The organism is Arthrobacter sp. zg-Y1143, from assembly GCF_030125565.1.
GTDB lineage: Bacteria > Actinomycetota > Actinomycetes > Actinomycetales > Micrococcaceae > Arthrobacter_B.
Window position 1 is genome coordinate 178,368 of the sequence record NZ_JASKLW010000013.1, and the last position, 20,330, is coordinate 198,697.

The window sequence follows — 20,330 nt, forward strand, 5'->3', positions numbered from 1 at the left end:
AACGACTTTTGGCGGCAAGAATTCTGGCACTGAGACTGACCTTTCGGGCACTGATTTTGGAGATGTTCCGGAGTTTCGGCCGGAGAAGCTTGGTACTACAACTCTAGGCATCGATCGGCCGCCTAAAGACCATACGGGCGGCCCTTGGCTGATTCGTTACGTGCCAAGCAGTGAGATCTTCGTCACACTTTGTGCCGGGCGGGGCTGAGGGCCCGGGAGGCACTGTTTTCCCCGGCCGCACCGCTGATGATCCCGGCTGCCAATTCGGCAATAGCGGACGATGTTTGGAAGCCGTAACCGCCCTGGCCGGCCAGCCAGAACAACCCCGGAACCGCAGCATCCCAGCCGACTACGGGCACGCCGTCGGCCGCTTCCGTCCGCAGCCCGGTCCAGGCCCGGAACACGGCCGAGATACCCATGGTGGTGACGCTGTTCACCAAGTCGATCAGGGCCTGCACGTCCTCCGGACGGTGCCGGGCGTCCTCCGGAACGCTGGGCTCGCTTTCCGACGGCGAGATCAGCACCCGGGTGCCTTCGGGCCGGTAGTAGAAGCGGTCAGCGGCGTCGGCCACCATGGGCGCTCCCGGCTCCAGCGGCCGTTCGACGTCGACGACGGCGGCCGTCCTCCGGTAGGGAGTGAGCCCCTGGGGGCGGGCCCCGAAAAGACCGGCGACGCCGTCGGCCCATGCTCCGGCTGAGTTGACCACCACAGGCGCGGTGAACCGCGTCTCCTCGGCCGAAACCATCCAGGCCCCGTCGGCCGCCCGGCGTGCGGCATCGACCCGCCGGCCGGTGACCACCTGTCCGCCGGCTGCCAGCAGGCGGGCGCGGTGGTACTCCAGCAGGGCATCTGTATTGCAGGCCACCGAGGTGGTGTCCAGACCTGCGGCCGTGAAGGATCCGGGCTTCAATTCCGGTGCCAGGGCCAGTGCCTCGGCGGGCATCACGGGATGCATGTGCGAGCTGGCCCCGTCCCGCACGGCTTCTTCATCGCCCACCAGCAGGAAGCTCCGGGGCGTGAGGATGGGCTGCGGCAGTCCGGCTTCGGCCGCCCGGATCAGCGCAAGCGTACGCAGGGTCAGGTCCTGGACCACCTGCGGTCCGTAGCTGGGGATCAGCTGCCGCGCCGAGCGGGAGGACGTGTGGTAGCCCAGCGTGGGTTCAGCCTCTGCCAGCACCACGGCCGCACCGTGGCCGGCAGCAAGTTCTGCTGCCAACGAGAGGCCGGCGATCCCGCCGCCAATAACCAGGATGTCGGAGGTGAGGTGTTCTGCCGCTGCGGTCACGGGAGCCTTTCTGCTGCGTCGATCCGTTCCACGGTAATAAGGGTTGCGTCGTCCGCGCTCTCGCCGGTTTCACGCTGCCGGCGGCGCAGCTCCAGCAGCATCTCCTGCGCGGCGACGGCGGAGCGGCAGGCGTGCAGGAAGCCGCCCGCACCGTCCACTATGCCCAGGTCCACTGCCCGCCACGCGCCGTCGGAGGCCAGGACAACGCGCCGGGGTGCGGGCAGCTGCACTGTGCGGGCATGCCGGGCCGCTTCCGGCTCCCGGCGGGCCACCCACAGCCGTCCGGGAGTGTTGCGCAGTTCCCTGTCCCGGATCAACTGCTCCCGTTCGCCTGCGGCATCGTCAAAGTGCAGCACCCGCAGGTCTGCGGGCTCGTGGGTGACGTGGACCAGGGAGGCGTCCTCGAGTTCCACCACCGCATGGCAGTCCGCCAAGGCCACGATCTCCACGCCGTCCTCGGTCAGCTGCGCCAGACAGATGGCTGCGGACGGGAACCTGGCCCGCTCCTCCCCTGCCACCTCCTGCGCCAGGGCATCCATCCGGGCCAGTGCATCGGCCAGTACCTGCTCCCCCGATCCGGCGCCGTGCCCGGCCTCCGGAGCCGCGGCGGCTTCGGTCAGCAGCAGATCCAGCCGGCGCGCATACCAGGAGGGGTCCGAGGGTCCGGGCAGTCCGAGCTGCGGCAGCAGCGGCGTCGCACCGTCCACCACCCAGGCACTCGCTCCGGCATAACCGCAGATATCTTCCTGCACATGGCCGTCGCCCTCAACCGAAATGCGGACCGCGTTCCGCCAGGTCGCCATCTAGTCCGTCTCTTCGCGGTCGCCGGTGAGGATTTCCATCAGGGTTTCCGAGCCCACCAGGTTCAGGCCCGGGGCGTCGTCGGAATTGGCCAGCAGGATGGTGGCAATGCAGATCGCCCAGCCCCGGGCGCGGTCCCAGATGTAAGGATCGGCTGCGTACTGCCGGCCCAGGGCGTTGCGGAACGCGGACCGGCCATCGGCGTCGAACACCAGCCAGGCGGTGGCCAGGTCGGTGGCCGGATCCCCGGCGGTCATGTCCCCGAAATCAATGACCGCCTGCAGCGCCTCGTCTTTGGAGACGAGATTCGCGGCATGCAGGTCACCGTGCAACCACAGCGGCGGGCCTGGCCAGGCCTGGATCTGCTGTGCCTCGTCCCATAGCTCCCGGACCCGGGCCGCATGCGGGACCATACCGGAGTCCAGCCGCTGCAGCACCGACTCATACCGGCTGGACAGCGGGCCGCCGCGGTACGGATTGCGCGGGTAGTCCGCCGGCGCCGGCCGGTGGAACGCGTTGAGGAAGCCGGCGAGCCCGGTGGCCAGGGCAACGTTGCGGTCCCGCGGCTGCAGGGAGACGTCCTGTCCGTCGAACCAGCGGGTGATGCTCCACGGCCACGGGTACAGCTCGCACGCCGTGCCGCAGAAGACGGGGGCCGACGTCGGCACCGGAACGTCCGCCGTCAGTTCCGGCAGCCAGCGCTGTTCGTTGGCGGTCAGTCCGACTGCGGACCGCCGGCGCGGGAGCCGGATGGCGTAGTCGGTGCCGAGCCGGTAGATGTGGTTGTCCCAGCCGCTGCCCTCCTGCCGGAGTTCCAGACCGGAGAGATCCGGACGCTGTTCCTGCACCAGCTGCCGGACCAGGGCGGGGTCGGCTGCAATATCGGCAGCGGGAAGGTTGGCCATGCCGCCAGAGTACCCGGCAGCTGTGTCGACGGTCACGTTGGTGACGCGGCCGCCGCATTCCTCCCGTTAACCCGACGGACCCCGGCAGGCGGAATGCCTGCCGGGGTCCGGAACGGACGGATACCGGGTGTTAGCCCTGTACGCCCAGGCGTTCCAGGATCAGTTCGCGCACACGGCCTGCGTCGGCCTGGCCGCGGGTGGCCTTCATGACTCCGCCCACGATGGCGCCGACGGCCTGGACCTTGCCGCCGCGGATCTTGTCCGCGACGTCGGGCTGGGCCGCGAGGGCGGCGTCGATGGCTTCGAGCAGGGGGCCGTCGTCGGAAACGACGGCGAGGCCGCGCTTTTCGATGACTTCCTCCGGGGTGCCTTCGCCGGCGAGGACGCCGTCGAGCACCTGGCGGGCCAGCTTGTCGTTGATCTTGCCGGCCTGGACCAGGCGGTCCAGTTCAACGATCAGTTCCGGCGTGACGCCTACGTCCACCGGATCCACTTCGGCTTCCTTGGCCCGGCGGGCCACTTCACCCATCCACCACTTGCGGGCCACCTGTGCGGAGGCTCCGGCGGCGATGGTTTCCTCGATGGCCTCCATGACGCCGGCATTGACGACGTCGCGGAACTCGGCGTCGGAGTAGCCCCACTCTTCCTTGAGCCGCTTGCGGCGCTCGGCCGGCGGCTCGGGCAGCTGCGCCCGCAGCTCTTCGATCCATTCCTTGGACGTGACCACGGGAACCAGATCGGGCTCCGGGAAGTAGCGGTAGTCATCGGCGTCGGACTTCGGCCGGCCCGAGGTGGTGGAGCGGGTGTCCTCGTGCCAGTGCCGGGTTTCCTGGACAATCGTGTTGCCGGAGTCCAGGACGGCGGCGTGGCGCTGGATTTCGAAGCGGACAGCGCGTTCGACGGCGCGCAGCGAGTTCACGTTCTTCGTTTCGGAGCGCGTGCCGAACTTTTCCTGGCCGTACGGGCGCAGCGAGACGTTGGCATCGCAGCGCACGTTGCCGCGTTCCATCTTGGCGTCGGAAACGCCCAGGTTCTTCACGATTTCCCGGATGGCGGCCACGTAGGCCTTCGCCAGCTCGGGGGCCCGGGAACCGGCGCCTTCAATCGGCTTGGTGACAATCTCCACCAGCGGCACACCGGCGCGATTGTAGTCCACCAGCGAGAAGTCCGCGCCCTGGATGCGGCCTGCAGCGCCGCCCATGTGGGTCAGCTTGCCGGCGTCCTCTTCCATGTGGGCACGCTCAATCTCGACCCGGAAGACGGTGCCGTCCTCCAGCTCAATGTCCAGGTAGCCGTCGTACGCAATGGGATCTTCGTACTGCGAGGTCTGGAAGTTCTTGGGCGTGTCCGGGTAGAAGTACTGCTTCCGGGCGAAGGTGCAGGATTCGGCGATCTTGCAGTTCAGCGCCAGGCCGATCAGGATCGAGTACTCCACGGCCTTTTTGTTCACGACCGGCAGCACGCCGGGCATGCCCAGGTCCACCGGGGTGACGGCGGTGTTGGGCTCGTCGCCGAAGATGTTCGGGGCATCGGAGAACATTTTGGTTTTGGTGTTCAGCTCCACGTGGACCTCGAACCCCAGCACCGGATCGTACTTCTGAATGGCCTCTTCGAAGGACAGGGTTTCATCCTGGATGTGGACGGACATTTACTTCACTCCTCCGAGTACGGGTGCCTGGGCCAGCAGCGGACCGCCCCACTTCTGCTCCAGCATGCCCTCAAGGGCGGCGCCGGCGCGGTAGAGGCGGATGTCTTCACGGGCGGGGGCCAGGAACTGGATACCGACGGGCAGTCCGTCGGACAGGCCGCCGGGAATCGAGATGCCCGGGACGCCGGCCATGTTGGCCGGGATGGTGGCGACGTCGTTCAGGTACATGGCCAGCGGATCGTCCAGCTTTTCGCCGAGCCGGAAGGCCGTGTTGGGCGAGGTGGGGGAAATCAGCACGTCGGCCTGCGCGAACGCGGCGTCGAAGTCGCGCTGGATCAGGGTGCGCACCTTCTGGGCCGAACCGTAGTAGGCGTCGTAGTAGCCTGCGGACAGGGCGTAGGTGCCCAGGATGATGCGGCGCTTGACTTCGTCGCCGAAGCCGGCGGCGCGGGTGGCACCCATAACGCGTTCAATGGTCAGCGGCGGCTCGGCGGGCAGCTCACGCATGCCGTACCGGACGCCGTCGTACTTGGCCAGGTTCGAGGAAGCCTCGGACGGCATGATCAGGTAGTAGGCGCCCAGCGCGTACTTGAAGTTGGGGCAGGAAACCTCGACGATTTCCGCTCCCGCGTCCCGAAGCATGTCCAGCGATTCGTTGAAGCGGGCCTGGATGCCTGCCTCGTAGCCTTCACCCTGCAGTTCCTTGATGACGCCGATGCGCATTCCGGCGACGTTGCCGTTGCGGGCGGCGTCGGCCAGGGAACCCACGGGGTCCGTCAGGGATGTGGAGTCGCGGGGGTCGTGGCCGCCGATGACTTCCTGCAGCAGGGCGGCGTCCAGCACGGTGCGGGATACCGGGCCGATCTGGTCCAGCGAGGAGGCCATGGCGATCGCCCCGTAGCGGGAGACGCCGCCGTAGGTGGGCTTGACGCCCACGGAGCCGGTGACGGCGGCCGGCTGGCGGATGGATCCGCCGGTGTCGGTGCCCAGTGCCAGCGGTGCTTCGAAGGCGGCGACAGCGGCCGCGGATCCGCCGCCGGATCCGCCGGGGATCCGGTCCAGGTCCCACGGGTTGCGGGTGGGGCCGTAGGCGGAGTGCTCCGTGGAGGAGCCCATCGCGAACTCGTCCAGGTTGGTCTTGCCGAGCATCGGCATCCGTGCGGCCCGGATCTTCGAGATGACCGTGGCGTCGTACGGGCTCATCCAGCCCTCGAGCATCTTGGAACCGGCCGTGGTGGGCTGGCCCTTGGTGACAATCAGGTCCTTGATGGCAATGGGAACGCCGGCCAGTTCGTGCAGCTGCTCGCCGGCGGCGCGGGCCTTGTCGACGTCGGCGGCTACCTGCAGTGCCTCGTCCGTGTTGACGTGCAGGAAGGCGTTGACGGCGCCGTCCACCTCGCTGATGCGGTCCAGGTGCGCCTGGGTGACCTCGACGGCGGTGACCTCGCGGGCGGCCAGCTTGGCGGCCAGTTGCGCGGCGGAAGATGTAATCAGTTCACTCATGGAAGTTTTTACTCCTCATCCAGGATGGCAGGGACCTTGAAGCGGCCGGCGGCATTGTCGGGAGCGCCGGACAGGGCTTCGTCATTGGTCAGCGTCTGCCCCACAACGTCCTCGCGGAAGACGTTGGTCAGCGGGATGGGGTGGGAGGTTGCCGGGATGTCTTCGCCGGCAACTTCGCTTACGGATTTGATCGAATCCACGATGACATCGAGTTCGCCGGCCATCTTGTCCAGCTCGTCGTTGGTCATCTCAATGTGGGCCAGCCGCGCCAGATGCGCCACAGCCTCACGATTGATCTCAGACATGAGTCTCCCATGCGTCTTCTAAAGGAACGTTTCGGTATGAAACCGGTATCCGTTCCAGTCTACGGCGTTCGGCGGCCGCCCATGGAGGCCGCCGCCACACACTCCCGTGCAGCAGATGCTGGGTCGGGCTCATCTCCCGTACAGCAGATGCTGAGTCGGGCTCATCTCCCGTACAGCAGATGCTGCCTGGCGGAGCCGTAGCCCGCATCAGCTGTACACAAGGCACCGCATCCGGCGCGGCCCGTCGCCGGGCAGGGATACGCGAAAGCCGCCCCGCCGCCGTCGGGCGCTGGAGCGGCTGGCCCCGCGGGCAAGGACGGTTAGACAGCCTTGCGGAAGACCCAGAGAATGTAGTCTTCGCCGGGAACGGTCCAGTCCCGCTCCGGCACCCGGACAAAGCCCAGGGACAGGTAGAGGGCGTGGGCGTTCAGCATGGTGGTCATGCTGGTCAGGCTCACTGCCTCGATGCCGTCCTTGTTCCGGGCGTAGTCGATGATGGCGTTAACCAGGGCGCGGCCCACTCCTCCGCGCTGCACGGCGGGGTCGACGGCGAGCATCCGGAATTCCAGCTCGCCCTCAATGGCGATGTCGGTGTAGGGCTGGCCGGCGTAGGTGATGGCCGCGGAGGCTGCCACCTTTCCGTCCCGTTCCGCCACCCACAGTTCGGTGTGCTTGGCGCGGTCCTCGACGTTTTCGAGTTCCTTGACGTAGGGGTTGTCGGCCTCGATGTGATTGCCGTGCAGGTAAGCCTCACGGGTGATCCGGCGGATATCTTCAAAATCAACCTCGGTGGCAAGCCGGATGGTGATGCTCATGCGCGTTACGAATCCTTACGTCTCTAGTTGAAGTGCACGTAGATTCTACCCTCACCCCGCTCCGTTTCCGGACCGGGGTGAGGGTACGCACATCACTGGAAAACGCCTGTATCCGTTAGCGCGGGTTTACCGGTTGTTCGCCGGTTGATTACCGGTTGCTCACCGGTTGCTCACCGGCGGCGGGCGGCGGCGCAACTGACGCAGAAACGCGTTTCCGGACGGATCTCCAGCCGGGCCGCCGGTATGGGATTTCCGCAGCGTTCGCAGATGCCGTAGGCGCCGGCATCCAGCCGAACCCTGGCATCGAGCAGTTCGATCAGCGACGTTTCCGCTGCCGCCAGCAGGGCCACTTCGTTGGCGCGTTCCACCGACACCGTGGTGCCCTCGGGATCATGTTCGTCGTCAGCAGGGATGTCCTTTGCCGCCAACGTCACTTCCCGGATGACGGCGTTCAAGGTGTCGATCTGTTCCCGCGTCCGGCCGATGCGTTCATCGATCAGGGTCGCGAAATAGGCGGTGTCCAGCTCCGGCGGTGTTTGCACCCGAGGCAGTGCCGGGGCGGACACGGGCTCCGTCCGCACGGTTTCCCGCGGAGCGGTGGTTGTTTTGCGGGGCACGGGGTACCTCCTGTGAGTCGATGCTGCACGGGATGCGTCGCATAGATTATCCGCGCTTCGGCTGGGAAACCCGGCCTGGGGAGAGTGGTCTTTCCTCAGGGCTTAATCCCGGTAGGCTTCCGGCTATCCGGAGGAGGAACAAGGGGATCCATGGTTGACGCACACTACAACGAGCCGCGCCTCGTTGCGCTTTACGACGAGGACAATGCCGGCCGGTGGGACACCGACTTTTATGCGGGGCTGCTGGGCACGGAACCGCTGCGGATCGCCGATGTTGGCTGCGGAACCGGCAGCTTCGCCGTCGAGCTGACGCAGGCGGGGCACACGGTGACGGGCATAGATCCCGCCCACGGCATGCTGGACGCCGCACGGTCCCGGCCGGGATCCGACCTGGTGACCTGGCTCCCCGGGACGGCTGAGGACCTGCCGGCAGGACCCTTTGACGCAGCCGTGATGACCGGCCACGCCTTCCAGTGCCTGCTCACCGAGGCGGAGATGCTTGCAACGCTCGTTGCCATCAGGTCCCGCCTGGTCCCCGGCGGCATCTTCTATTTTGAGTCCAGGAACCCGGCAGCCAAGGCGTGGCTGGAGTGGGACTCCGGCCGCTCCGGACCGGAGCGCCAGGAGTCTTCCGCCGGGACCCTCGAGGTGGAGTGGGAGTTGATCTCGGTGCAGGAAGAGAGCGACGGCGCGGTGGTCATCTTCGAGGACCGCACCACGTTCCTATCCGACGGTGAACCGTTCGCCAGCCGAAGCACCCTCAAATTCCCGCCCGCGGATCTCCTGGGACGGCTGCTGCAGGAAGCCGGCTTCAGCTCCACGGACTGGTACGGGGACTGGGACGGCGGCCCCTTTGTGGAAGCGACGAGCCGGGAGATCATCATCGCCGCCCGGTGCCAGACGGCTGCCGAAGCCACTAGGCGCGTCCGGGGAACCGGATAGGCCATCATGGTGCCATGACCGCGACTCCCTCCGGCCCCCGCTGGCCCGTCATCACACCCCGCCTCACCATCCGTCCCGCCGAAGCCGAAGACCTGCCGCGCATGTTTGACTACCGGCGGAAGCCCGAGGTGGCGCAATGGATGACAGCCCAGCCCACGGACGTGGACGCCTTCGTGGAGCGACTCCGGCAGCCGGAACATTTGACAGCCACCTTCGCCGTGGAACAAGCCGGAACCCTGATCGGTGACCTATATCTTGCCCGCCAGGACGCATGGGCGCAGCAGGAAGTAGAGGAGTTGGCGCGCGGTACACAGGCGGAGATCGGCTACGTCATTGCACCGGAGTTCGCCGGGCGGGGGTATGGGAGCGAAGCCGTGGCCGCACTACTGCGCGTCTGCTTTGAGGACCTGGGCCTGCGCCGGGTGGTGGCGGAGTGTTTCGCCGACAACACCGCTTCCTGGCGGGTCATGGAAAAAGCGGGAATGCGGCGTGAGGGGTGGTCCCGCCAGGGGTCCCTCCACCGTTCGGGGCGCTGGCTGGATGACCTCCGCTACGCACTCCTGGCCGATGAATGGCGCGCATCCCGGTCCGGCGGAAGTGCCGTGGCGGAACCGCCCCGCCACACTTAGCCGCCCCGCCACACTTAGCCCAGCAGCGCAGCTCCGGCCGTTGTGAAGGCAGCCTCGCGTTCGGCATCGTTGCCCGGCTTCGCGGGCCGCTGCACCGGCACACCGGCCTCCTCCGCGACCAGCGCCCCGGCGGCATAGTCGTACTCATTCAATCCGCGCTCGGTGTAGGCATCCAGCGTCCCGTCGGCAACCATGCACAGGTCCAGCGCCGCGGAACCGAGACGGCGCACGTCCGCGAACTGCCCGGCGAGGCCCGGCAACGCGGCATACTGCTCGTCGCGCACAGAGGCGTTGTAGGAAAACCCGGTACCCAACAGCTTCCCAACCCGCTCCGGATCCGGTCCGGTGAGTTTCCGGACGGTGCCGTGCTCAGCGAGCCAGGCACCGTGCCCACGGGCGGCATAATAGACGCGCACGAGCGCAGGGGCGTGGACGACGCCGGCCAGCCACTCGCCGTCGTCGTTCACCGCAGCCACGGAGGTGGCGTAGTAGACGATGTTCCGGATGAAGTTGGTGGTGCCGTCCAGCGGATCGATGGACCACCGGATGCCGGAGGAATGGACCGGGACCGCTGCTTCCAGCTCCTCCCCCGTCACCACATCCTGCGGGCGCAGCCGGGCCAAAACCTCGCGGACGGCCACCTCGGCGGCGGTATCGAAGTCCGTGACCCAGTCGCCGTCGGCGCTTTTGTTCACCGGGTTCAGCCCCGCAGCCGAACGCCGGGCCAGCACCGCAGCTCCGGCAGCGGCGGCCTCACGGGCCACCTCCAGCAGTTCCAGCGGATCAGCGTCGTCCGGCAGCGGGCTCATTCGGAACCTTCCTCCAGTGCTTCGGCAGCGTTCCCGTCACCGGGCTCTTCGCCGTCCAGCGGTACGGAACCTTCGGCCAGCAGCGTCCGGAAACCGTCTTCGTCAAGCACCCGGACACCCAGGGCTTCGGCCTTCTCCAGCTTGGTGCCCGCGTTTTCCCCGGCCACCAGGTAGTCCGTCTTCTTGGACACCGACCCGGAGGCCTTTCCGCCGCGGGTAAGGATGGCTTCCTTGGCCTCGTCGCGGCTGAAGTTCGGCAGGGTGCCGGTGACGACGACGGTCAGGCCCTCCAGCGTGCGGGGCATCGATTCGTCGCGCTCGTCGGCCATCCGCACCCCGGCTGCGGCCCAGGCGTCCACGATCTCGCGGTGCCAGTCCTCGGCGAACCACTCCGTTAGCGCGGCGGCGATGGTGGGGCCGACGCCGTCGACGTGTGCCAGCTGCTCTTCGGTGGCAGCGCGGATCGCCTCCATGGACCCGAAGGCCCCGGCGAGCGCACGCGCCGCCGTCGGGCCCACATGCCGGATGGACAGCGCCACCAGAACCCGCCACAGCGGCTGGGTCTTGGCCTTTTCCAGCTCCTCGAACAGCTTGCGGGTAGTGGCAGAAGGAACCGACGGTTTCTTGGCGGTGCCCTTGGTGTAGAAGTACGGGACCAGTTCGGTGCCGTCCACCACGCCCTTGACCCGCTTTGGCCGTTCGATCCGCACGTCCGCCAGGTCCTCGACTTTCAAGTCGAACAGGCCGGCCTCACTGGTCAGCGGCGGGTTTTCCGGCTCGGCGGGCGAGGTGAGCGCAATCGCCGCCTCCCAACCGAGCGCCTCAATGTCGAAGGCACCGCGGCCGGCCAGGTGGAACACCCGTTCGCGCAGCTGCGAGGGGCAGGACTTGGCGTTGGGGCAGCGGATGTCCACGTCCCCTTCCTTGGCCGGCTTCAGCTCGGTTCCGCAGGAAGGGCAGTGCGTGGGCATCACGAAGTCGCGAACCGGCGGATCCTGCGCGTCGCGGAGGGCGACGACGGGGCCAACGATTTCGGGGATCACGTCGCCGGCCTTGCGCAGCACCACAATGTCGCCGATCTTCACGCCCTTGGCCTTCACCACATCCTGGTTGTGCAGGGTGGCCATCTCCACGGTGGAGCCGGAGACGAGCACCGGCGTCATGATCCCGTACGGGGTGACGCGTCCGGTGCGGCCCACGTTGACGCGGATGTCCAGCAGCTTGGTGTTCACTTCCTCCGGCGGGTACTTGTAGGCCACGGACCAGCGCGGCACCCGGGAGGTGTTGCCCAGCGCGCGCTGCAGTCCGAAGTCGTCCACCTTGACCACAATGCCGTCAATTTCGTGTGAGAGGTCATGCCGGTGCTCGCCGTTGTCGGCAATGTACTTGAGCACTTCCTCGTAGGTGTCCAGCACCTTGTAATAGGGCGACGTCGGCAGGCCCCACTGCTTCAGCAGTTCGTAGGTTTCGGACTGGCTGGCCACGTTGAGGCCTTCGCGGGCACCGATACCGTGCACGTACATGCTCAGCGGGCGACGCGCGGTGACTTCGGGATCCTTCTGCCTCAGCGAGCCCGCGGCGGCGTTGCGCGGGTTGGCGAAGGGCGCCTTGCCCGCCTCCACCATGGTCTCGTTCAGGTGCGCGAATTCCTTCGAGGGGATAAAGACCTCGCCGCGGATTTCCATTTCCGCCGGCAGGTTTTCGCCCTTCAGCGTGCGCGGGATGGAGGCGATGGTGAGGACGTTGTGGGTGATGTCCTCGCCCGTGGTGCCGTCCCCGCGGGTGGCGGCCCGGACCAGTTCGCCGTTGCGGTAGAGCAGGTTCACAGCCAGGCCGTCGATCTTCAGCTCGGTGAGCCATTTGATCTTCGCGCCGGGGGCGATGTTGGCCACGGAGGACTCGGTTTTGCGGACCCAGGCGTCCAGCTCGTCCAGGGAGAAAACATCCTCGAGGCTGTACATCCGCTGCAGGTGTTCCACCGGGGCGAAGGCCGCGGATACCTCGCCGCCCACTTCCTGGGTGGGTGAATCGTTGGTGACCAGCTCCGGGTGCAGCGCCTCGATTTCCTCCAGGCGGCGGTAGAGCGTGTCGAACTCAGCGTCTGAAACCAGGGGCGCGTCTTCGTTGTAATACGCGAACCGGTAGCGGCGCACCTGCTCTGCGAGCGCCTGGTATTCCTCGCGCAGGTCCCCGGCGGGCGGGGTGTCGGTGCTGACCGACTCTACAGCGGCTTGGGTGTCCGTGGTTTCCGGGGATGTCTTGGCTGTGCTCACCTAACCAATCTTGCCGTATACCGCCCGGTTGCGGGAGTTGTGCGCCGCAGTGGCCCGACGACGGCGTCCGTCCTCGCTAGCCGCTATGGGGCTTTCCCGGGGGTACCGTTTTCCCGCCACGAGACGTTGGACTTGATGTTTATGACCTTTTCGCCGGGGAGCCATCCAAACACACTGGATCTCTCAACCGGCTCATCATAGAAAGTGGTAAACCCGTAAGCGCTCACCAGCCGGCGCCGCTCCTCCGGCGGCAGCGACTCACCGGAGATGGCAGCAAAATTCCCGTCAGGGTCCTCAGCGAGAAGCTCAATCTCCCGCCCGAGACCCAAGTCCCCCATCGCCCGAACGGAATGAATATCCGTGACCTCGTCAGCGGGAACCTCAAGCGAGTGTCGAACACCGGGTGTTGGGAAACTTCCCCTGTCGTAGATCGTCAGCCAACCCGCACCAGGGGCATCACCGCCATACTTTATGAGGAAGAGCATTCCGTCATCCGGATCCGGTGAATCTAGTTCAACTTCCTGCCCTTGCCACGTACCGTACGACCCGGACAGCTTCTCTCCGCTGGAGCTCCACATAGGACCGAGGCTACTTTATTGTTCGATGGACCGGCCCACGGGTCCCACCGTGTCGGCCGTCATCCGCCGTTTCCACGGTCCAGGAGCTTTACCCGCCGCGTCCGTCCTTTGCCGAGCGGGATATTCCGCTCCGTCCAAGGAACCAGTATCTGGGTTGGCCGGATTCATCAAATTGCGGCGAGGGAGACCATTCCGGACCTGTCGGAGCCCACTTGTAGGGTGAGCTCCATCTGCACCAGTTGCAGGGGCACCAACGCGGAGGTGAAACATGGGTAAATCATCAAAGCCGTCAAAAGAATGCGCTTGCTAAGGCCGGATGCCAACATTCGGGCCCACTCAGCGACCGGACCTTATCAATGTGTGGGACAGTAATTGCCGACCGAGTGACCGGGGAGATTTAAGGAGTCATGAGCACATTTACTCGTGTCCCTTGATTTTTCGTTTTCTCGCTTTGGCCATGGTTATCGGAGTTCTTAGGTCCTGGAACGGTTTGCAGGACCGGGAAGGGTATTTTGCCTTGCTCCGTTCATCGACGAACAGAAGAAAACCGGCCCTATGCCCAATCTCAAGCGACGACTAAAGAACCCCCGGGAACCCACGAATGCCATCATTGGCCTCATACGGCTGATTCTTGAATGGTGTAACCTATCGAATTGCTCTCCTACGAACATGGGATTCGTCGTAAGTCATCGTCTTTGGGCCACACCACTTCAGATTTAACATCGTGGACCAGCTCGACGGGAAGCCATCCCAGGACACTTGTACGCTCCACCGGATCACCCGGACGGACCTCGAATCCATATTGCGATAGCAACCTCTTCTTATCCGAGACCAGGTTTGCCGCACTCGCCTCAACAGCAAGATTTCCCTTACCATCTTCGGCGAGGACAAATACCCAGCACCGGGAACCGAAAATTCCCTCCGCGGAGACGGCATGGATATCCTTGACCTCATCGGCCGGAACGAACCGTATATGCGCAACGGGCGGCCTCCCGAAGGAGTGGGCCCCGGCCTGAGTCACCCATTCAGGACCCGGGGAGTCCCCGCCCGCACGCTCAAGAATCAACGTTCCATCCGCAAGAGGCGCTGTCTGGCGCAGTTCAAATATTTTCCCTTTCCAAGTGCCGTAAGATCCGGTCAGTTCTCTCCCATCGGAAAGCCACATGTTTAGAGACTAATCCAACGGTTACCCGCAAGAGAGTAGATTGCCGCCAGCACCTCATTGCCATTCCGGTCTATCCGCGACATCTCCGCACGGTCCTGGAAGGTCCTTATGAGTCATTGTCCTTCCGCCACGAAACCGAGGATTTGATATTGCTAACAAGGGCTGCCGGAAGCCACCCAAACGCCGATGACCGGGTAACCGGCTCATCAAAATAGGTGTGGAAGCCGCATTCCATAATGAGCCACTCTTTTAATCCAAGGTCGTTGGCAGAAGCTGCGAGCCTTCCGTCCCTGGCCTCGGCAAGGATTGTCACAGTGCCCCGCGAGCCCAATTCGCCGGTAGTTGTTACGGCATGAATATTCGAAACCTCGTCGACCGGGACCTCGAGCGCGTGCCTTATGCCCGAGATTGGGAACCGGTTCCCAAGGTCGATGGTCATCCACTCCGGCCCTGGCGCTTGTCCGCCGTACTTGACTAGCAGCAACATCCCGTCGACAGGGGCAGTCGAATGTAATTCAGCTTCCTGGCCGTTCCAAGTGCCATACTTGCCGGTAATTTTCAGGCCGCTAGAACTCCACATAATTACAAGTTAATTCATCGAGGACCGACCCGGGGTTTCCACGTCGGTGTGTCCGGGCGCCGTCTGGCCAGGCGCCGAAGTGCCGTCGTCGGGCAGGGTGTTGGGGTTGTCGCCCTTGGGGTCGGCACCGGCAGGTGGGCCCAAGGGACCTTGCCCTCCGTGGACGCGGTCTTTAGCGAGTCGCGTGAATAAAAGCGGTCCCGGACCAGGCCGAAGCATCCCATATCAGCGTCTGTGTCGGCCTCCAACAGTGCCGAACACATCCATGAGGAAGACCGAATCGATCCCTGTCCTAGCCGCTAGCCCACCGCCGGCTTGAGCCGGTTCTGGAACATCTCCACGTCCGTCACCGCAGACTCCGGCTGGACGGTCCAGTACACGCCGGCGTCGGCCTTGTTCAGGCCCAGCGACTCCGCAACATCGGCGTTGTGCCCGGTGTAGAAGAGACGGAAAACCCGGCCCCCGCCGTCGTGCGCCACATCCGTGATCCGGAACGGCTGCCCCTGCCACCGGCACACCGCGTTGACCTCGAACAAGTCATCCAGTTCCGAGAGCGGCACCTCGCGGCTCCAGCACCCGCGCATCGTCCGGCGGAACCCGGCGATCTCGGCCGGCGGTTCCGACGCCGCAGCCAGCACCGCCTTGTCGCCCACTACGTCCGCCGGGAACTGGAAACCGTCCCAGACAGCCACCCAGCCGATCACGGTCTGCGGAGAGGTGTGCCGGGGCGTGGGGATGTCCGAGCCTTCCAAGACGCCCCACCCCGAGGCGACATCTATATACATAGCCAGCAACTGCTCCTGCTGCCCCTCCCGGATCCGCCACAACTGGGCACGCGGCGGAATCCGGCACTCGTCCAGGAACCACACAGGGGCCACTCCCCCGCCCCAGCGGGCAAACCCGGTACCGGTGAACGGCGGCCGGTCCACGAACCCCGGCGCCATCGCCGAATGCACATAGACCGACGGCGGCGCCTCGAAACGCAGCACGTCCAGGTAGTCCGCCGCCGGGTCCCACGGAGAGCCGGGGAAACCCAGCCCGTGCGCTTCATACAGTTCCCGGGGCGACTTCACCTGCGCGACGTCGGCGGCATTCAGGACAAACCCGGCGATCGAGTCGCGGTTGGCCTCCACCATCGTGCGCACATGCGCCGGGCTGAGCGGTTTCTGAAAAATCACGAGACTCTGCTTCCTGCTGCCCTCGGGCAGCGATAAGTGCCGACGAAACCTACTTCTTCAAGTCCTTTTCAACCATCTGGACATCTTCCAGATCCTCCCAGCGGAAAGTCCCGTGATACTCGATCCGGTCAGCCTTGACAATCTCTGGGATATCTCCCCGGTCAATCCTGGCCTGCTGAGCCGGATGCGGCGCCACCCGGGCGTGAACGACACCGTCGGCATACTGGACGATGCCAAGCTCGTTGCCCTTCCACTTGGCCGTCACCGTGACTTTGACCAAGCGGTCAAGCTCGTCTTCGGGCACATCCAGGAACCAGTACCTGGGGTGGCCGGATTCATCCGTGTGCCGTGAGGGAGACCACTCTGCGCTCGGCGGCTGCAGATCATACGACGTGAGCGATGCAACCTCACGAGTGAGCTGGGCGGAGAACCATTCTCCCCGCCATACCCCGTAATACTGCGGGACACGCATCCCATTAGGCAGTCTCTCCGTCGGACGATGCTGTGCCACTCTTTGCACCCTTTCGCGCCTTTATTGCTATGGATTCCAACAGCATTCTTAAATTAGCCACCGGAACCCGCGACTCTTCGCCACATCCCTCTCGCTCCATTTGCGCCCGGCATGTCCTTATCGAAAATGGCAACCAGGACGCGTTCCCCGGTTTCATTGATTTCCCATATTACGTCGCCATGGTTATATGGCACCCCTGTTCCCTGTCGGACTGCGTACTCCGGAATGATCTTGGAGTGATCGACCGTGCTCCCGGTCCATCCATGGCCGGTATTGGGCCACGGATCCTGCTTTTCGTGAGGCTCGGGGTAAGGTCGTCCAGTGGGGTCGGCAGCCTCGAGGCCATGACGCCGCAACTCATCCTGGCCTCTGCCGTCCGGAATCTGAATGTCATCCAATCCCTTGCCTGCTCGGAACTGGACGGCGTACACCGGTTTGTCATTGTTGGGAAGATACTTTGTGTTCTTGTAGTCAAGCCGCAAAGCGTTGTAGACGTCTTCCGGTGTGCGCAGGTCCGCAGCGTCTGACGCCCTCGTTATGAAGCCGCCCGCAGAGTTCCCATAAAGGTCCGAACCGTCCAGCAGCGCTTCAAAAGACTTGCCGTCAATCACTTTCTGCATCACGGTATCCGCATCCAGTGAGGGAATCGAATGCCGCAATTCCATCAGTGCCTGCAACTCGTCTTCGGAAAGGGACTCCACTTCCTGCTCGACGACGTTGCGCAACCAGGCTTCGTCCTTGCCAATGGACTCCAATGCTGGACTAAGTTCCCGGATTATGTCGTTGCGGGGAGTCTCTATTGGGTAATCGACCGAAATCCTCGTTCCGTCCGGGAACTCTACCTCGGTCGGCTGGCCTGCGGCATCGGCGGTAACCGTGGGCAGGTCATCCGGCTTCCCCGGCCCCTTGGTCCCGCCGTCCAGTCCCCCATCACCGGCATGGGGACCGTTGTCTCCGGGTGCGGGTGCCTTCGGACCGGCGGCGTCGTCGGGCAGCTTGCTGCCGGCGTTCCCCGTGTCGGGGTCGGCTTTGGAAGGAACGGTCCCCTCTGGCACGTGCGGACCGCGGGCGGGCCCGCCCGGAGTGTCCACGCCGGGGGCTTTTGGTTGCGTTTCGGGTGCCCTTGTCACCGTATCGGGGGCGGCTGCCCGGGTGTCCGGCGCAGCGTGCTTTGCGTCGTGGCCGGAGCCTAGGCGCCCGAGATCGGTTTTCGGAGATTCCGAAATTGTTTGGACGGCAGTGGTCTTGATTTCACCGATTTTGACGCTGATTTCCTTTACGGCCCGCACACCTTTGGCAATACCGGTGGTCTCCGCAATGTGTGCCATTCGGCCCCCGGCGGCAGCCGCTTCGCCCGCCTTGGCCAGCTTCCCCGCGTCACCGGCTGCATCGGCCGCTTTACCGGCTACCGAGACTCCTTTTACGCCTGCGGCGGCACCGCCCGTTCCGATCGTCGTCACCACGTCGAAGGCGGTCGCCCCCAGCGCACTGGCAGGATCCGTCTTCCACTCGTCCAGGTGAATGGTGTCCTTGGCAATTTCCAGCAGGTTCCCGGCCGCGTCTTTCACCTTCTGTTCCTGCCCCGTCGCCATCATGAATGGCATGCCCGCACCGGTCACGATGAACAGGTCGTGCGCCAGTGTGCCCACTCCCTTCCAGCTCTGGACAAATGCGTCCTTACCGCCCAAACCGGCAAGAGCCGCCAGGCCGAGAACGGCGTCCAGCCCGGTTCCGAAAAAGGCTTTGGTGTAGGCCCAGTAGGCGTCTCCGGCGTCCCGGTACCAGGGTTTGTCAAACTCCTGGGGGTGAGCCCACGGCACTTGGCCCTCGGCTGCTGCCGCGTTCAATACATCGCGGGGAATGCCATGCTCAAACTGCCCTTCTGCGGGACCGTTCTCCGAGTACTCGACATATTCGTTGCCGTTGTACAAGTCGCTGATGGACTGGGCGAAGGCGCGCTCGTGGCCGCTGAGCTCAGCGCTGATGGTATTGAGCTCATTGGTGATCCAATCCTGCTCGGCGATGAGGTCCTTGTCCTTGGTCCATTCGTCATCAGCGGCAGCCTTCTGGTTGAGGGCTGCCGCCCGGGCTTTCACATCAGCAAGGCGGGTTCTGAGGTCCACCACCGCGTCGGCGAACACGTTCGCTGCCGCATCAAGCGTCCCGAAATCATCCGCAAAGTCCCGCGAAGCACGCTGAATCGGCCGGTAGGCAGAAAAAACCACCTCCGCGCCGTCAATCACGTACACGTCCTGGGCTTGGAGCTTGCCCCATGACTGGGCTGCGTTTTCCGTAATGGACTGGATGGCGGCGGCGCTTGTAAGCAGGGACTTAGCTGCCGCCCGGATCCCTTCCGGCTCAGGCATGATCGCCTCCAGCGCGGACACGTCAAACACGGGCATGGCGTTTCACTTTCGGTTCAGGGCAACGAATCGTTGACTCGGTGGTGGCAGGCACTGCCGCCGGCAGCGCGGCGGGAGGGGAGGCTATGCCTGAGCGATGGAAGCACCGCGGGAGGGCCTGTGCAGGGGAACAGGCGCGTAGGAACCGCCGGAGGTGCTCTGGGCCAGCTGGACTGCGGCGGTCTGGGCGTCGGTAGCCATCTGGCCGTCCGCCGCCCCTACGATCTTCAGGACATTGTTTACGGCTTCGGTTGCGGCAAGGGTCCGCCCGGAAATGGTGTTCATTCCCGGTGTAATGACCCTTTCGTTGAACCCGTTCAACGCGTCCGCCACTGCCCCGCTGTTTTTGGCGGCGGCCAGGAGGTCGTTGAGCCCGCCCTGAAAGGAAACCGCGTGCCCCTCATACTGGGCGACGTGGTTCACCACTTCCTGCAGGACGGCGCTCACCTCCACGGGCTGGATGGAGTACGTCACCGCGCGTCCTAGCCGATATTGGCGACGGCGGACTTCGCCCGCGCACCGGCACCGGCAGCCGTCTCATCATTCTGCGACAGCGTCTGCTTCACCAGGGCAATAATGTTCCGCGTCTCATTAGCCGCATTCCGGAAACGGTTCTCCACCGCCTGGTACTCCTCCGACACACCATCAGCCTGGAAATCCGACATCGCCGCGTTCACGGCCTTCTCACGCTCACCGATCAACGACTCCAACCGGGCAACAATCGACTGGATATCCCCCTGCACGGCAGAAGACGTATCAGTGTCATAGCTCAAACGATCCTGGGACATAACAAATCCTTTCAACACCGGCACCAGCCGGAAACAACAACGGAAAAAGAAAAGGAAGAAAAGAAGAAGCTCAACCCGCGCTAGCGCGAGGAACCGAACCGTGCGGCGTCGAACGCCGCCGAACCCTGCTGCTGGGCCGCGTTATCCGCAGCCTCCTGGTCACCGGTCTGGAAGGACCGGTCCATCTCCGACTGGCCCGTCAGAATCGCCGACAGGGAACTGTTCAACTCATTGGCCACCTCATCAGTGCGGGCCTTGAACTCATCAAACTTCACCCGGCCGGCACCGTTGAACTTGCCCTCCAACGGAGCAGCAGCCTCCATCAGATTCCGCACCAGCTGCCCCAAATCCTCATTCGAAGACCCGGTCTGCTGCGTCAGCGTACCCAGCGTAGAAGAACCCATATCGAATTTCATGAAAAAACTCCCTATTGGCACCCCACGGCGCCCTCGTCCAAAACTGTTCCCCCGTCAGCCGGACGAATTCACCCCAACAGGTAAATCCCTTTCCGTTGCCGGTAACCCCTATCAAACCCACCAAAACAAAACCGGTCAAGGAAAACACATGGGCAGAACTACCCATCCCCCACCCATCC

22 protein-coding genes are annotated in these 20,330 nt (G+C 64.7%); 2 read left to right on the forward strand and 20 right to left on the reverse strand.

The genetic code is table 11. The annotated features are described in order from the left end of the window. Window positions 1–182: 182 nt before the first annotated feature. The 8 genes from QNN98_RS15170 to QNN98_RS15205 all read right to left on the reverse strand — a co-directional run bounded on the left by QNN98_RS15170 (window position 183) and on the right by QNN98_RS15205 (window position 7,880). Window positions 183–1,286 (reverse strand): NAD(P)/FAD-dependent oxidoreductase, encoded by a 1,104-nt coding sequence (locus QNN98_RS15170; protein ID WP_227927345.1) that lies wholly within the window; start codon window positions 1,284–1,286, stop codon window positions 183–185. After that, window positions 1,283–2,089, reverse strand: coding sequence for a hypothetical protein (locus QNN98_RS15175; RefSeq protein WP_283998181.1), 807 nt, complete (start codon window positions 2,087–2,089; stop codon window positions 1,283–1,285). The genes QNN98_RS15170 and QNN98_RS15175 overlap by 4 nt, the downstream gene beginning before the upstream one ends. Then, complete coding sequence (locus QNN98_RS15180) at window positions 2,090–2,992, reverse strand: aminoglycoside phosphotransferase family protein (protein WP_227927347.1); 903 nt, start codon at window positions 2,990–2,992, stop codon at window positions 2,090–2,092. A gap of 130 nt (window positions 2,993–3,122) precedes the next feature. Next, window positions 3,123–4,640: an Asp-tRNA(Asn)/Glu-tRNA(Gln) amidotransferase subunit GatB gene (gene gatB, locus QNN98_RS15185; protein WP_227927348.1), complete on the reverse strand. Its 1,518-nt coding sequence runs from the start codon at window positions 4,638–4,640 to the stop codon at window positions 3,123–3,125. Then, the gene (gene gatA, locus QNN98_RS15190) at window positions 4,641–6,143 is read right to left on the reverse strand and encodes an Asp-tRNA(Asn)/Glu-tRNA(Gln) amidotransferase subunit GatA (protein ID WP_227927349.1); all 1,503 of its coding nucleotides are present in this window, start codon (window positions 6,141–6,143) and stop codon (window positions 4,641–4,643) included. It abuts the gene before it with no gap. Between the two features lie 8 nt (window positions 6,144–6,151). Next, window positions 6,152–6,448 carry an Asp-tRNA(Asn)/Glu-tRNA(Gln) amidotransferase subunit GatC gene (gene gatC, locus QNN98_RS15195; protein WP_227913903.1) on the reverse strand — a complete coding sequence of 99 codons (297 nt, stop codon included), beginning with the start codon at window positions 6,446–6,448 and terminating at the stop codon, window positions 6,152–6,154. A 320-nt stretch (window positions 6,449–6,768) separates the two neighbouring features. After that, window positions 6,769–7,263 (reverse strand): GNAT family N-acetyltransferase, encoded by a 495-nt coding sequence (locus QNN98_RS15200; RefSeq protein ID WP_283998184.1) that lies wholly within the window; start codon window positions 7,261–7,263, stop codon window positions 6,769–6,771. A gap of 170 nt (window positions 7,264–7,433) precedes the next feature. Next, window positions 7,434–7,880: a TraR/DksA family transcriptional regulator gene (locus QNN98_RS15205; protein WP_283998186.1), complete on the reverse strand. Its 447-nt coding sequence runs from the start codon at window positions 7,878–7,880 to the stop codon at window positions 7,434–7,436. Window positions 7,881–8,030: 150 nt separating this feature from the next. Here QNN98_RS15205 and QNN98_RS15210 point away from each other — a divergent pair, with 150 nt between their 5' ends. Beyond that, a complete protein-coding gene (locus tag QNN98_RS15210) occupies window positions 8,031–8,822 on the forward strand; it encodes a class I SAM-dependent methyltransferase (protein WP_283998188.1) in 792 nt (263 codons plus the stop codon). Between the two features lie 14 nt (window positions 8,823–8,836). Next, window positions 8,837–9,451: a GNAT family N-acetyltransferase gene (locus QNN98_RS15215; protein ID WP_283998190.1), complete on the forward strand. Its 615-nt coding sequence runs from the start codon at window positions 8,837–8,839 to the stop codon at window positions 9,449–9,451. Window positions 9,452–9,465: 14 nt separating this feature from the next. On the opposite strand, the gene QNN98_RS15220 is transcribed toward QNN98_RS15215, so the two are convergent. The 12 genes from QNN98_RS15220 to QNN98_RS15275 form a co-directional block, all read right to left on the reverse strand. Next, window positions 9,466–10,260 (reverse strand): inositol monophosphatase family protein, encoded by a 795-nt coding sequence (locus QNN98_RS15220; protein ID WP_283998192.1) that lies wholly within the window; start codon window positions 10,258–10,260, stop codon window positions 9,466–9,468. Then, on the reverse strand, window positions 10,257–12,533 hold the full coding sequence (gene ligA / locus QNN98_RS15225; protein WP_283998194.1) for an NAD-dependent DNA ligase LigA: 2,277 nt from the start codon (window positions 12,531–12,533) through the stop codon (window positions 10,257–10,259). The genes QNN98_RS15220 and ligA overlap by 4 nt, the downstream gene beginning before the upstream one ends. A gap of 83 nt (window positions 12,534–12,616) precedes the next feature. Then, window positions 12,617–13,111: a hypothetical protein gene (locus tag QNN98_RS15230; protein WP_283998196.1), complete on the reverse strand. Its 495-nt coding sequence runs from the start codon at window positions 13,109–13,111 to the stop codon at window positions 12,617–12,619. Window positions 13,112–13,772: 661 nt separating this feature from the next. Then, the gene (locus tag QNN98_RS15235; protein WP_283998198.1) at window positions 13,773–14,276 is read right to left on the reverse strand and encodes a hypothetical protein; all 504 of its coding nucleotides are present in this window, start codon (window positions 14,274–14,276) and stop codon (window positions 13,773–13,775) included. 106 nt (window positions 14,277–14,382) lie between these two features. Next, a complete protein-coding gene (locus QNN98_RS15240; protein ID WP_283998200.1) occupies window positions 14,383–14,715 on the reverse strand; it encodes a hypothetical protein in 333 nt (110 codons plus the stop codon). A 150-nt stretch (window positions 14,716–14,865) separates the two neighbouring features. Further along, complete coding sequence (locus QNN98_RS15245) at window positions 14,866–15,000, reverse strand: hypothetical protein (RefSeq protein WP_283998202.1); 135 nt, start codon at window positions 14,998–15,000, stop codon at window positions 14,866–14,868. A 155-nt stretch (window positions 15,001–15,155) separates the two neighbouring features. Next, window positions 15,156–16,034: a hypothetical protein gene (locus QNN98_RS15250; RefSeq protein WP_283998204.1), complete on the reverse strand. Its 879-nt coding sequence runs from the start codon at window positions 16,032–16,034 to the stop codon at window positions 15,156–15,158. Window positions 16,035–16,083: 49 nt separating this feature from the next. After that, on the reverse strand, window positions 16,084–16,338 hold the full coding sequence (locus QNN98_RS15255; RefSeq protein ID WP_229960680.1) for a hypothetical protein: 255 nt from the start codon (window positions 16,336–16,338) through the stop codon (window positions 16,084–16,086). 260 nt (window positions 16,339–16,598) lie between these two features. Continuing rightward, window positions 16,599–18,788, reverse strand: a complete 2,190-nt coding sequence (locus QNN98_RS15260; protein ID WP_283998208.1) for a hypothetical protein — start codon at window positions 18,786–18,788, stop codon at window positions 16,599–16,601. Between the two features lie 243 nt (window positions 18,789–19,031). Further along, complete coding sequence (locus QNN98_RS15265; protein ID WP_283998210.1) at window positions 19,032–19,421, reverse strand: DUF6507 family protein; 390 nt, start codon at window positions 19,419–19,421, stop codon at window positions 19,032–19,034. An 8-nt stretch (window positions 19,422–19,429) separates the two neighbouring features. Continuing rightward, a complete protein-coding gene (locus tag QNN98_RS15270) occupies window positions 19,430–19,735 on the reverse strand; it encodes a pore-forming ESAT-6 family protein (protein ID WP_227913888.1) in 306 nt (101 codons plus the stop codon). Window positions 19,736–19,815: 80 nt separating this feature from the next. Continuing rightward, entirely contained in the window at window positions 19,816–20,151 is a 336-nt protein-coding gene (locus tag QNN98_RS15275) for a hypothetical protein (protein ID WP_227913887.1), read from the reverse strand. Window positions 20,152–20,330: the final 179 nt, after the last annotated feature.

Coding starts and splice junctions, on each gene's coding strand:
- gatA (WP_227927349.1), bottom strand. CDS start 6,143: ATGAGTGAACTGATTACATCTTCCGCCGCGCAACTGGCCGCCAAGCTG.
- QNN98_RS15230 (WP_283998196.1), bottom strand. CDS start 13,111: ATGTGGAGCTCCAGCGGAGAGAAGCTGTCCGGGTCGTACGGTACGTGG.
- QNN98_RS15235 (WP_283998198.1), bottom strand. CDS start 14,276: ATGTGGCTTTCCGATGGGAGAGAACTGACCGGATCTTACGGCACTTGG.
- QNN98_RS15210 (WP_283998188.1), top strand. CDS start 8,031: ATGGTTGACGCACACTACAACGAGCCGCGCCTCGTTGCGCTTTACGAC.
- QNN98_RS15270 (WP_227913888.1), bottom strand. CDS start 19,735: ATGTCCCAGGATCGTTTGAGCTATGACACTGATACGTCTTCTGCCGTG.
- gatC (WP_227913903.1), bottom strand. CDS start 6,448: ATGTCTGAGATCAATCGTGAGGCTGTGGCGCATCTGGCGCGGCTGGCC.
- QNN98_RS15215 (WP_283998190.1), top strand. CDS start 8,837: ATGACCGCGACTCCCTCCGGCCCCCGCTGGCCCGTCATCACACCCCGC.
- QNN98_RS15220 (WP_283998192.1), bottom strand. CDS start 10,260: ATGAGCCCGCTGCCGGACGACGCTGATCCGCTGGAACTGCTGGAGGTG.
- QNN98_RS15180 (WP_227927347.1), bottom strand. CDS start 2,992: ATGGCCAACCTTCCCGCTGCCGATATTGCAGCCGACCCCGCCCTGGTC.
- QNN98_RS15275 (WP_227913887.1), bottom strand. CDS start 20,151: ATGAAATTCGATATGGGTTCTTCTACGCTGGGTACGCTGACGCAGCAG.
- gatB (WP_227927348.1), bottom strand. CDS start 4,640: ATGTCCGTCCACATCCAGGATGAAACCCTGTCCTTCGAAGAGGCCATT.
- QNN98_RS15240 (WP_283998200.1), bottom strand. CDS start 14,715: ATGACCATCGACCTTGGGAACCGGTTCCCAATCTCGGGCATAAGGCAC.
- QNN98_RS15175 (WP_283998181.1), bottom strand. CDS start 2,089: ATGGCGACCTGGCGGAACGCGGTCCGCATTTCGGTTGAGGGCGACGGC.
- QNN98_RS15200 (WP_283998184.1), bottom strand. CDS start 7,263: ATGAGCATCACCATCCGGCTTGCCACCGAGGTTGATTTTGAAGATATC.